Here is a 12,209-nt window from a genome sequence, read left to right as displayed (position 1 = left end):
TTACTCCTCCTTCATGACGCTTTTCACATTTCGAATCCAAATTTCTTTATATTTTAACTGAAATCCCATGAGCATATAATTGCTCATATTATCGATCACGAGCGCTAGCGTATGAGCATTTTCTTCCGTTGCATGTTGTGACACAACGCCCAGTCTCGCGCCTTTCTTCAATAAATCGTGGAAACCATGTAAGAAATCCTCTTGTATTTCAAATAATCGTTTCTGATACTTTTCATTTCGCGATGCAGTTACGATAAATTCATTGATAACGCGTAGTATTCCTTCTTGCCCTTCATACTCAGAAAGCATATGTAAACCATCTGCGATTAGCTTTTCTGCAAAGTTTTCTTTCGTATACTGCTCTTTATCGAAGTAATTTGCAAAATGATAATCAGAAAAAATCTCTTCAAATAAAAAATCAACTAACGCTTCTTTAGAAGAAAAATGATAATAAATAGCCGGTTTTGAAATACCTACCTCTTTCGCAATCATGGAAAGGCTCATCTTCTCAATGCCGTGCTCTGCCATGAGTTTAAATGATGCCTCTACAATGTTTTGTGATGTTTGTAAATTCTTTGTCATACTGTACCTCACTTATTTTTACTTACCGGTCGGTAAGCAAATTATAAAATGAAACTGAATAATTTGCAAGCTAATAAGAGTTTACACAGGAAGTTCTTGATAAAGTGAAACTTTAATCACCCTCCATAAACAGCGGGATAAAGGCGGCGATGAGGATGGTCACGATAATAAAAGCGGAGTTCCATCCATTATTGTACTCTTTATCATATTGATTGTAGTCGGAGTTGGCTATAGCGGAATTAACTTCTAAAAAAAGCATCCTAAATCACACATTTAGGATGCTTTTTTACTTTCTATTTAGCAATCGCATACGATAACAATTCATCGTCACTTCTCCAAGCCTTTGCAGCAATTGATAGTTCGCATACGCGCCGACCGGGGCACCGATTATGGGTACGAGCTGAAGCATTTTTGCTAAATCGATATAGTCTCGGTACTCTGTTTGGAACTTTTCCCAGTCCATATGATTTTCTTCTTCTGTATCCCATGTTTCGATTGCTTTCCATATTTCTTTTCGGTGGTCGTCACTTGAAAAGGCAAGCTGGAAAACGTGAAGGATAAAAAGGCGCTCTTCTTTGTCGCTCGTATCAAATCCGTACAATGTTGCTGCATCGAATAAAAATTTAATTTTAATGCCGAGTAAAAGCGGAAAGTCAGCAAGACCGAGGAGAATACCACCAGCTCCAGTCCCTGCTCCTTCTGCCGCTGCTATTTTTTTGTACTCATCCATTTTTTTACGAACTTCATCGTCACGTCTTTGCAGTGACCATGTCGTCTCTTTTAGCTTCGGCTTTATAAAGTTTGACCCGGCGCTAATTGTTTGTACCATCATCCGGATCGTCTCTGTTAGCACTTTTTGTACTTTCGCCGGAATGAGCTGTTGTACTTTCATCTGCACTTTCTTAGAGAACCGTGTCATCATAGAAGAATCTTTCATGAATGTAGCTTTCCACTGCTCCAGCTCTTTTATAACCTTTTCTTCATATGTAATCATAGGTTCATTCCCTTCAATTTAAACGCTCAATACGTTTCGCCCCGTATTGATAAACGAAACCGATACTAAATACTATGCTTACGACTAATAAAATTCCCGTCATCATGAAATCTTTCGTCGCAAAGGCGAATATAACTGTAAATACAATGCTGCCGATAATAAGGATTGCATTTAATAAGACAAGAAAATCTTTCTTCTTCTCTTCTCCCCTGACCGGATACAAATCAAGCCAAATCTTCATGCGGTGATGCTTCCATAAAGTTAATAGCTGATAGCCGATTAAGTATAGGAAGATAAAACTTACGATAAATCGCCCATATAAAAATGGAATGAAGTAAAGAATAACTCCTCCAAGAGCGAGCAAACGCACATATAATCCAAAATAGTTACCTGATCTTAAAAACGTTCTCGTATATAAGTATAAATATGTACGCTTTTCGCCGATTATCGACAGAATGAAATCCAGCCATTTTCGGCGAGATACTCTTTCTTTTAATGCTGGTACATCAACGAACATATTCGCAATTCGGTACAGCAGCATCATTTTCTTACCTTCTTCAGAAATTAAATACTCCCAGTTTAGCGGCTTTCCTTTTACCATTTGATGCATGATAGCAAGATATAACACCATGAGCAGAACGATTCCGCCAATGAAAAGAACTGAAGTACGTTCTACAAGGAAATATACAAATAAACCGTTTAGGATAAAACGAATAAACCAATCAGCCCTTTGTATATTTTGATCTGTTAAAAATGACTTTTCCCACGCTACAAATAAATTCCACGCTTTTACAATGACAAATGCGAGGACGATCCAAATGTATCCAGCACCTGTTTGCTTCATTTGTTGGAAGTATAACGGAGCAAGCGCAGCTGCTACGATTGCGATCATGTATAACTGAATCATAAATGTAAAAAGAAATGCCTTGGTGAAGTAAGGTTTTAACTTTTCTTCAACTGGCAGTAAGTAAACGAGATCCGCTTCTTTTAATAACGTTTGAATGGATCCAGCTGTTAACACGAGTCCAATTAATACTGCCATTACGAGCGCAGTTGGAAAGGAAGATGTTAACGTTTGTAACCATTGCTGGTAATAATACGCTCCCGCACCGATGATGAACACGAAAATAAATTTCAAATGATCATTAAATACGTATTTACTATATGTACGAACTTCTTTTAGAAAGTGACGAAATCGTTCTTTCCATAACGCTGTGCTATTCATAATCTTCTTCCTTTGTTAGCGCGATGTAAATATCATCTAACGTTGCACCTGGCATATTAAACTGTGATTGCAGTTCAGCTAATGTTCCCTTCGCTCTTACTTCACCTTGATGCAGAATAATGAACGAATCACAATAACGCTCTGCCGTCGCTAAAATATGTGTGCTCATTAAAATACCGGCTCCACTCTTTTTCATTTGATCCATCATTTGAAGAAGAGATTGAATTGCTAACGGATCTAATCCAACGAAAGGTTCGTCTACTATGTAAAGAGATGGCTCAACTAAAAACGCGCTCATAATCATTACTTTTTGTTTCATCCCTTTTGAGAAATGAGATGGAAACCATTTTAAACGATTTTTCATGCGAAATTCATGTAATAGTTGTCCTACACGTTCTTCATATTGTTTTTCATCGACGCCGTACGCCATCGCTGTTAATTTCAAATGCTCTTCTAACGTTAATTCATCATATAATACCGGCGTTTCTGGAATGAATGAAAAGCTAGAACGGTACGCTGTCATATCATCACGAATTGTTTTCCCATTAATTGTGACAGTTCCTTTTTTCGGTTCCATTAAACCGATAATATGTTTAATCGTCGTACTTTTACCAGCTCCATTTAAACCGATTAAGCCGACAAGTTCGCCTTTATTAACAGAGAACGAAACGTCTTTTAATACAGGTCGTTTCGTATATCCTCCTGTAACATTTTCTACACGCAATAACTCGCTCATACGACACCACTTTCTTCATTAGTATTCATTCTATATTCATCTTACCAAAAATTATGCTGTACTACATAGTATCCATGTACTCAAAAAAAAAATTTAAATTTATTAGCATATATTTTCCCGAAAGCGGACATCATAATTATTGAAGAAGGAACACATTGAAAAAGCAACCACCAATTGATGAGTACAACAACATAGTGAAGTCATCATGAAATGGGGTGTCCATGTTGGACAATGAAATTTACACATAACCAGATTATTTGTTTCATTTTCGAAACGGGGTGTCTCCGAAAGAGCATATACTGTTTTAAAAAATAAACAATTTCATTTTAAAAAAAGATTGCAATTCATTTCACTTGAAAATGGGGTGTCTACGGCAGAAACTTTAGCCGATTTACCGTGCATTTCTTAAATAAATGAGGTGTCTGCGAAACGTAAATTACGATAATGCTTTTTCAATCCCTCTTCAGAAAACAGGAAGCTGAGTCAGCTTCCTGTTTTTCGTGTTTGTTCTCTTATGTAATTATGGTAAAATACGGCTAAGGATATTTGAAAGGATGAGATCAATGAATCATACAGCAGACAATTGTATTTTTTGTAAAATCATTGACGGGCAAATCCCTTGCTCAAAAGTATACGAAGATGAACATGTGCTTGCATTTTTAGATATTAGTCAAGTAACAAAAGGACATACTCTTGTTATTCCGAAAGTTCACAAACAAGACATTTTTGCGTTAACGCCAGAAATCGCATCACACATTTTTTCTGTCGTTCCAAAAATCTCAAATGCGATTAAAGCAGAGTTTAATCCAGTTGGCTTTAACCTACTTAACAATAACGGTGAAAAAGCTGGACAAACTGTGTTCCACTTCCACCTTCATTTAATTCCACGCTACGGTGAAAAAGATGGTTTCGGTGCTGTTTGGAAATCACACCAAAATGAATACACTATGGAAAATTTACAAAACATCGCAAGTACAATTGCAAATAGTGTGAAATAATGACACTATAAGAAGGCGTAATACATAACAAGCCACTTCCCTGAAGTCATCAAATTCCGCATGGCTTGTTTCTTCACTTAAAATGCTCAGGGATGATTGTTTGTGCCTAGCACATATAAGAAAGATATGCATATTTTTTCACATCATGAATACGAACAAAAAATAAGGAGGTCTCCTTTTATGTCAAAAGCTAAATCCTTTATTACAGGTGTTATTTGCGGGGGAGCAGTTGCTGGACTAGCCGTTCTTTTCTCAACTCCTTCTTCTGGTAAAGACATGCGCGGCAAGTTAAAAGAAAAAGGAAATGATATTAAAAAGACTTTAGCTGATATTACAGCTGATACGAAATTATTAAAGCGTCAAATTGTTGAAACTGCTTCAGAAGGTAAAGAAGTGTTTCAAGAACTAAAAGATGACATGCAAGACACGCTTTCTAACTGGAAACAAGATATTTCTCAAAACAAGCGCCATATTGAGAAAGAAATTTTGGACATCCAAAAGTCAATTGAGAAACTGCAAGAAGCTGTTCCAGAAAAAGCGTAAACAAATTCCTGCTTAGTTTTTTGCATATAACAAATATTTTTTATATAAATTGACCTTGACACGGCATATCGTATAGATATGCCGTGTTTTTATGCATTTACAATATATGTTATCAATTAACATGTAAGGACAACGCATGTATTCACGACTCATAAAACGCTTCCATAGTTATGCATGATTTGTATAGAATGTCATTTTGTTAAAAAATTTTCACAATTCTTACAAAAAGACTTTATTAATTTTTATTTTACTGGCATAATAGATAGTAATGAAAAAGAATGTTAAAGTGGGTGAGTAAATGAAAAGTGGAGAAAAAGATTACTCGGTAAAAGAAGCGATGATTTTCAGCCAACGCATTGCTCAATTATCGAAAGCGTTATGGAAATGTGTAGAGAAAGATTGGCAGCAGTGGATTAAACCTTACGATTTAAATATTAATGAACATCATATTTTAACAATCGCTTATCATTTAAAAGGGGCTTCTATTTCTGAGATTGCTAAGTTTGGAGTTATGCACGTATCAACAGCGTTTAACTTCTCGAAAAAGCTGGAAGAACGCGGCTATCTTGTATTCTCAAAAAAGGAAGATGATAAACGAAATACGTACATTGAAATTACAGACAAAGGGGAAGAATTACTACTTCGCTTAATGGAAGAGTATGATCCTGAAAATAATTCAGTGTTTAATGGGGCTCTTGCACTTCGTAATTTTTATGGGAAGTTCCCAGAAAATATCGAACTGATTGCAATCCTGCGTAATATTTACGGACAAGACTTTATCGATATTTTTGAGAAATCATTAGAAGATATTGAAGAGAACTTTACAGAATCCGATCAAAAGTTAGTTAAGAAATAATCTATTTATTTTTTCGCAATCATGCTTAAGAATTCATTCATAAGCGGCTTAAATAAACCTTGTTTTGCTAGCGCTTCCGCAGTTTCGTGTACTTCGAGCTGATGTGGAAGCGCTTTTTCAAATTGATTTAACAGCGCATCGAACAAAAGAAGCCCTTCTGCTTTCTCCACTACATATTGCTCGTTCAGTTTTTCACAAAGATTTAGTATACGTTCAATATCTTTTTTACGAGCTTTTTTCTTTATGATCAAAGAATAAAATGGACACTTCTCTTCATCAATCATTTTAAATAGTAGGTCTACGTAGTATTCAGCTTGTTCTAATCTTCTAACAACGTCCATTTTCTCCCTCACTTTCTAACACAAAGTCTTCTATTTCTGAATTTTGTAACACGAACAAAATATCGTGTGATACAATATATGTATATGTATTTTAGCCAAAAGGAGGTCTCGCCTCATGACACTTATAACAGTTGTTTTTGTCGCATTCGCACTTCTTGTTATATTTTACACGAATTTCATGACACATACACTGTGTGAACGAAAACAAATAGCTGCGAGCCGCCAGCCCAGTGTCTTTCGGGTTATTAATGTATGTATAACAATTTTATTAATTTCTAGTTATATAGAAATTATATTTCATGGAAAGTGAGGAAGGAAAGCCCCTTCCTCATTTTTTTCCTCTATAAGCAAATTATACCTACTATAACCAATAAAATAAACAGTACAAGTAATAAAATAAGTTGAGAATTCATCCCCATCCCCTCCTCTATTCTGTATATGCGGCATACGCCCAATATGGCACACTTTCAAAATCTGACACGTACTGGTTAATTTTTCTTTATCAATATGAAAACGCGTCGAAATATGATATATTAAATTTTGTACATATTGCTTATACTATAGAACAAAACATTCATCAAAACTTTATCCTCAGCCACGGTAAGCCCTGTTAAGCGCGCTTTACCAATACAAAAAAGCAAAAGTATCAGTGAGACTTAATCGGGCTCTTATGAATTTAAAATTCATCGGTGTAGGATAAATTAAAAATACATAATAGTAGGAGTGTTTATCGAATGAAGAAAGCTATGCTTGCCTTAGCCGCAACAAGTGTAATCGCATTATCAGCATGTGGAACATCATCATCAGACAAAATCGTTACATCTAAAGCTGGTGACATTACAAAAGAAGAATTCTACGATCAAATGAAGACACAAGCTGGTAAACAAGTACTAAACAACATGGTTATGGAAAAAGTACTTATTAAAAACTACAAAGTTGAAGACAAAGATGTAGACAAAAAGTTCGATGAAATGAAAAAACAATACGGTGATCAATTCGATACACTAATGAAACAACAAGGTATTAAAGAAGAAACTATCAAAACTGGTGTGCGTGCTCAATTAGCTCAAGAAAAAGCGGTTGAACAATCGATTACTGATAAAGATGTAAAAGCAAAATTCGAGGATTATAAAAAAGAAATTAAAGCAAGTCATATCCTTGTAAAAGATGAAGAAACTGCTAAAAAAGTGAAAGATGAACTTGCTCAAGGTAAATCTTTCGAAGAATTAGCAAAACAATACTCTGAAGATACAGGTTCAAAAGAAAAAGGTGGCGACTTAGGATTCTTCGGACCAGGGAAAATGGTAAAAGAATTTGAAGAAGCAGCTCAAAAGTTGAAAAAAGATGAAGTAAGCGAACCTGTAAAAACACAATTCGGTTACCATATTATCAAAGTAACTGATAATCACGCAGATGCAACTTTCGATAAATCAAAAGCTGATATTAAAAAATCACTAGCTCAAGAAAAAACGCAAGATGCTCAATTTATGAATGACTTAATGATGAAAGAAATCAAAAAAGCTGACGTAAAAGTTGACGATAAAGATTTAAAAGATCTTTTCAAAGAGCAAAAAGCTGACGATAAAAAAGAAGAAAAGAAATAATGAAAAGCTCGGGCTTAGCCCGAGCTTTTTTTATGTCCCCTCTTCTCAGGGTAAATTGTGTACAGATTGGGTAAACGAAATTACATGATTGGCTCTTCGATGCTATAGAAAGGATAACGTTTTTTTATTTTATGGATAGTGTAAAATCTTAGTTAGTTTTACACTATCTTCGTTACCGAAAGTTTATTTTGTCATTCATTTAACTAAAACCATCTTTTATGCATTTCACTTAAAAACATTTCTGTGATTCTAACTCCTGAACTTCCCCCTATAATAGAGTCAATCCCACAATGCGGACAAACTGCTGTGTTATCATCATCCCACCACTCTGTAATTTTTTCTGGATTAAAAATTTCCAAACAATAAAAACAACCACATATAACATCCTTTTCTAAGCGCTTTCTATTACGAGAAGAAAAACGATGTGCTTCCTCAAAATATTTTTCCATCAGTATCCCCCTATTCCTAATTTTCTTCTATGCTCTACCTAGATCCCCCCCTGGCAAAATTGCAATTGTTTCTTAAAGAAAAACAAAAAACCCTCGATTCACGAAGCGTGGAACCGAGGGTTTATCTCATCATTATTGATTAAATTAAAAAACTATGTTAAATTAGTACAGAAACACGTTTTCATAAATGATAACAACGTATTTATCCGTATCTTAATTGTACAACAAAATCTTTCTTCAGTCAACCTCTATTTTTCACTTTTAAAGGAGTGCTTACGTATGAATAAAAAACTTGATTTAGAGCAAAAACGATTGGATACCGTAATCGAAACGATTACGCAGCAAATTGATAAGCTAGAAAACGAAACTGGCAGACGCCGGGCAGAAGTAATCAACATCCGTAAACACTTCTGGGATGACGTTAAAGTGAATACAGATACTTTTGACGATTACCTTGAAACAGTTATTAACTTAAGACAACAAGCTCAGTCACTAGCTGTCACACAAATTACCCATAAACACACCTTTAATCGACTTGCCGCATTAAGACGCATGCATAAAGCACCTTATTTTGGACGAATTGATTTCAAAGAAGAAGGAGAATCTGCTGCGGATCAAATTTATATCGGTGTTGCTACACTTACGGATGCTAGCGGAGAAAACTTTCTTATATATGACTGGCGCGCACCTATTTCGAGTGTATACTACGATTATCCACCAGGGCCAGCTGAATACAGTACACCAGGAGGCGTAATCCACGGTAATGTGGAGAAAAAATTACAATACATTATTCAAAATGGCGAGATTGATTCTATGTTCGATACGAGCCTTACAATTGGCGATGAAATCTTGCAACAAGCACTCGGAAAAGGTACGAACAAACATATGCAAAGTATCGTCGCTACGATTCAGCGTGAGCAAAATGAAATTATCCGTCACGATGAAGGCCGCCTCCTTATCGTTCAAGGAGCTGCTGGTAGTGGTAAAACATCTGCTGCCCTTCAGCGAATCGCCTACTTACTATATAAATATCGCGAATGGCTAAAAGCGGATCAAATTATTCTCTTCTCCCCTAACTCTATGTTCAATAGCTACGTTTCTAACGTACTACCTGAACTCGGTGAAGAAAATATGCAGCAAGTTACATTCCAAGAGTATTTAAATCATAGACTAAGTAAGTCATTTGATGTGGAAGACCCTTATGAGCAATTGGAATATATGTTAACTGAAACGAATAGCCCTACCTATAAAACGAGAAATACGAGCATCCGATTTAAAGCATCCACTCAATTTTTCGAGATGATTAGAGCGTACAGACAATCTCTTGAATCTTCAGGCATGCTATTTAGAGGAATGAAATTTAGAGGGAAACTAATCGCCTCAGCTAAAGAAATTACAGAGCAATTTTATAATACTGACTCCTCCCTCCGCTTCCATAGTCGAATTGAGAAGTTAACGGATTGGCTAAATAAGCAAATAGATGCACTTGAAAAAGCAGAACTGAAAAAGCCTTGGGTAGAAGAAGAAATTGAACTACTTAGTAAAGATGAATATCAAAAGGCTTATAAATACTTGCAGAAAAAAGGCGAGTTTGACGACAACTCCTTTAATGATTTTGAGAAAGAAACGAAAGTACTCGGACGTATGATTGTCCGTAAAAAATTGAAGCCTCTTCGTAAAGGCGTTCAAACATTGCGCTTTATCAATTTTACAGGCATATATAAACAACTTTTCACAGATGCATCATGGGTTACTGGAAAAAAACCGAAAGAATGGGATGACATTTGTTCATTAACAGTAAACATGCTTGATGAAGGAAAGTTATATTACGAGGATGCGACTCCATTTTTACTTTTAAAAGAATTAATTGAAGGCTTCCAAACGAATAGATCGATTAAACATGTACTCGTAGATGAAGCACAAGATTACTCTCCGTTCCAGTTCGAGTTTTTAAAACGTCTCTTCCCTGCCGCAAAAATGACGGTACTCGGGGACTTTAACCAAGCAATATTTGCCCATGCAAGTGAAACAGTTAATTTCAATACACTTACTAACTTATACGGACCAGATGAAACGAACGGTATTAACTTAACTCGTAGCTATCGCTCAACAAAACCGATTATTGAATTTACACGAAATCTCGTACCAGAAGGAAAAGACATTCACGCCTTTGAACGTGACGGCGAGAAACCTATAGTGACGAAAGTAGCTGATTACAGCGAACTTCATGAGCATATTACTGCCAAAGTTACCGAACTACAAAAACAAAATCACAATACGATTGCAATTATATGTAAATCTGCAGCTGAAAGCGCCGCTGCTTACGAAGGACTTAATCATATCGAGAATATTAAACTCGTGAAGAGTAACTCAGCCGAGTATGAGCAAGGCATCGTCGTGATTCCTGCTTATTTAGCGAAAGGTATCGAATTTGATGCTGTTATTATTTACGATGCTTCTGAAGCTGTGTACAGTGATGAAAGCGTACGTAGATTGTTCTACACTGCTTGTACGCGGGCGATGCATGAGTTGCAACTTTATAGCGTTGGCGAGGTTAGCCCTTTTATACTTGGGGCTGATTCGGATAGTTTTGAGCTTATAACGAAAACACCTTGATGATTCAAGGTGTTTTTCTCATTCTAAACGACATATCTTTACGACGATATACACTTAGCACGATTCCCATTATAAATGCGTGAAATAGAGTTGGTACTAATCCATAACTAATAAAAGGTAATGATATAGAAACGCGTGGTAATAATCCTAAAATCATGCCCACGTTATAAATGAAATGGAATACAAAAAGAGTTACTCCACCAACGAGTAGCAATTTACCATATCGATCGTTTATTTTATAAGATATGGTCATTATTCTTACTGCAAAAAGAGAAAGAATCAAGGCAAGAACTAGCGCAAGCACATATCCATAATAGTAAGTCAAACTTGCAAATACAAAATCAGTATGAGTAGCAGGGATAGACTTTATATTTCCATATGTACCAAACCAACCTGCCGATGCCATTGCCTCTTTTAAACGTAAATACCATTGATCATGCTCTGGGTTTAAAAACCCTAAAATTCTAGCTATCCGGTATTCTTTTACGGCAGACCAGGAAAATAAATCCCTAATAATAAAGAAACAAATCGGTAACATTGTAATGAGCCATGCCGTTTTCTTTCCTAGCCTACTCCACCAAAGCATAACAAATACCATCGTGATATAGATGAACAGTGGTAAAAGAGTTGATGTAGTTAGAAATAAATATAAAGAAAATAAATACAACATGAGAAGATGTATAAACTTTAATCTACTGTTATTGAAAAAAGAAGCCCAGGCTAGAAGGAAGAATGGTATTGTCATTAGACAGTCAATTATGATGGAACCAACTTTCATTAATGGCTCACCATTCAAAAAAGCAGTAGGAAAACACTTTATCATTAACAAGATAAGTACACCAATTGTATAAAACAGCCACCCGAGTCTCTCTAACTTCCGATAATCAAATAGCATCATCCCAATCGCTGTTGTAACACCGAGAATTACAAATATCACCTTATTCATTAATAAGTCAGCATGTCCAAGCGCTATAACTGGCAAAAACCCTAGCCCCATCGCAGCCACTAATAAACCAATTAAGAACCAATCAACCTTTGGCTTATGTAGTTTATTAAGTTCCTGGCCAAGCTTGATTGGACTTCCCATTTGTTCAACGGCCTTATCTTCAGCAACTTCCTCACTTAAGCCTTTCTCTATCCACATATTCTTCGTCTGTTTCAAGTGAAAGTCTAGTTCTGTTGCCACCAAGTCCTTTGCTTCTTTTGATTTAATATGGTTCGTAACTTCTTTTAAAAAACGCTCCCCTTTTTTGCTCAATTTTTTC

Annotated in this window: 14 protein-coding genes; 7 read left to right on the top strand and 7 right to left on the bottom strand. The window is 35.9% G+C overall.

Annotated features, from left to right (window positions below):
* Positions 1 to 582 (bottom strand): TetR/AcrR family transcriptional regulator, encoded by a 582-nt coding sequence (locus tag JFU02_RS24910; protein WP_000164835.1) that lies wholly within the window; start codon positions 580 to 582, stop codon positions 1 to 3.
* A 115-nt stretch (positions 583 to 697) separates the two neighbouring features.
* On the opposite strand from JFU02_RS24910, the gene JFU02_RS32655 reads away from it, so the two are divergent.
* Positions 698 to 832 (top strand): sporulation protein YjcZ, encoded by a 135-nt coding sequence (locus JFU02_RS32655; protein WP_097821138.1) that lies wholly within the window; start codon positions 698 to 700, stop codon positions 830 to 832.
* A gap of 36 nt (positions 833 to 868) precedes the next feature.
* Here JFU02_RS32655 and ecsC read toward each other — a convergent pair whose 3' ends face one another.
* The 3 genes from ecsC to ecsA are packed head-to-tail and all read right to left on the bottom strand — an operon-like array spanning position 869 to position 3,537.
* On the bottom strand, positions 869 to 1,576 hold the full coding sequence (ecsC, locus tag JFU02_RS24905; RefSeq protein WP_097821135.1) for an ecs operon protein EcsC: 708 nt from the start codon (positions 1,574 to 1,576) through the stop codon (positions 869 to 871).
* Positions 1,577 to 1,589: 13 nt separating this feature from the next.
* On the bottom strand, positions 1,590 to 2,801 hold the full coding sequence (ecsB, locus tag JFU02_RS24900; RefSeq protein WP_097821136.1) for an ABC transporter permease EcsB: 1,212 nt from the start codon (positions 2,799 to 2,801) through the stop codon (positions 1,590 to 1,592).
* Positions 2,794 to 3,537, bottom strand: a complete 744-nt coding sequence (gene ecsA / locus JFU02_RS24895; RefSeq protein WP_001292597.1) for an ABC transporter ATP-binding protein EcsA — start codon at positions 3,535 to 3,537, stop codon at positions 2,794 to 2,796. The genes ecsB and ecsA overlap by 8 nt, the downstream gene beginning before the upstream one ends.
* 563 nt (positions 3,538 to 4,100) lie before the next feature.
* Between ecsA and JFU02_RS24890 the strand changes: the two genes are divergently transcribed.
* The 3 genes from JFU02_RS24890 (at position 4,101) to JFU02_RS24880 (ending at position 5,934) form a co-directional block, all read left to right on the top strand.
* A complete protein-coding gene (locus JFU02_RS24890) occupies positions 4,101 to 4,535 on the top strand; it encodes an HIT family protein (protein WP_016082593.1) in 435 nt (144 codons plus the stop codon).
* Positions 4,536 to 4,715: 180 nt separating this feature from the next.
* Complete coding sequence (locus JFU02_RS24885; protein WP_000030302.1) at positions 4,716 to 5,078, top strand: YtxH domain-containing protein; 363 nt, start codon at positions 4,716 to 4,718, stop codon at positions 5,076 to 5,078.
* 298 nt (positions 5,079 to 5,376) lie between these two features.
* Positions 5,377 to 5,934 (top strand): HTH-type transcriptional regulator Hpr, encoded by a 558-nt coding sequence (locus tag JFU02_RS24880; protein WP_000834924.1) that lies wholly within the window; start codon positions 5,377 to 5,379, stop codon positions 5,932 to 5,934.
* A 5-nt stretch (positions 5,935 to 5,939) separates the two neighbouring features.
* Here JFU02_RS24880 and JFU02_RS24875 read toward each other — a convergent pair whose 3' ends face one another.
* Positions 5,940 to 6,275 carry a DUF1878 family protein gene (locus JFU02_RS24875; RefSeq protein ID WP_000383657.1) on the bottom strand — a complete coding sequence of 112 codons (336 nt, stop codon included), beginning with the start codon at positions 6,273 to 6,275 and terminating at the stop codon, positions 5,940 to 5,942.
* A 115-nt stretch (positions 6,276 to 6,390) separates the two neighbouring features.
* On the opposite strand from JFU02_RS24875, the gene JFU02_RS24870 reads away from it, so the two are divergent.
* Together JFU02_RS24870 and prsA are read left to right on the top strand one after the other, a co-directional pair.
* Positions 6,391 to 6,585 (top strand): hypothetical protein, encoded by a 195-nt coding sequence (locus JFU02_RS24870; RefSeq protein ID WP_000172691.1) that lies wholly within the window; start codon positions 6,391 to 6,393, stop codon positions 6,583 to 6,585.
* 424 nt (positions 6,586 to 7,009) lie between these two features.
* Positions 7,010 to 7,879, top strand: coding sequence for a peptidylprolyl isomerase PrsA (prsA, locus tag JFU02_RS24865; RefSeq protein WP_086407072.1), 870 nt, complete (start codon positions 7,010 to 7,012; stop codon positions 7,877 to 7,879).
* Between the two features lie 203 nt (positions 7,880 to 8,082).
* Here the strand turns inward: prsA and JFU02_RS24860 are convergent, their stop codons facing one another.
* Positions 8,083 to 8,328, bottom strand: coding sequence for a hypothetical protein (locus JFU02_RS24860; protein ID WP_000417116.1), 246 nt, complete (start codon positions 8,326 to 8,328; stop codon positions 8,083 to 8,085).
* 279 nt (positions 8,329 to 8,607) lie between these two features.
* Here JFU02_RS24860 and helD point away from each other — a divergent pair, with 279 nt between their 5' ends.
* Positions 8,608 to 10,944, top strand: a complete 2,337-nt coding sequence (helD, locus tag JFU02_RS24855; protein ID WP_201071817.1) for an RNA polymerase recycling motor HelD — start codon at positions 8,608 to 8,610, stop codon at positions 10,942 to 10,944.
* A 4-nt stretch (positions 10,945 to 10,948) separates the two neighbouring features.
* On the opposite strand, the gene JFU02_RS24850 is transcribed toward helD, so the two are convergent.
* A complete protein-coding gene (locus JFU02_RS24850) occupies positions 10,949 to 12,202 on the bottom strand; it encodes an FtsW/RodA/SpoVE family cell cycle protein (RefSeq protein WP_000037419.1) in 1,254 nt (417 codons plus the stop codon).
* Positions 12,203 to 12,209 lie beyond the last annotated feature (7 nt).

The sequence above is a fragment of the Bacillus sp. TH13 genome, assembly GCF_016651175.1.
GTDB classification, from domain to species: Bacteria; Bacillota; Bacilli; order Bacillales; family Bacillaceae_G; genus Bacillus_A; species Bacillus_A thuringiensis_S.
The sequence above is the reverse complement of the archived record's forward strand: the minus strand, read 5'-3'. Positions and strand labels throughout refer to the sequence as shown.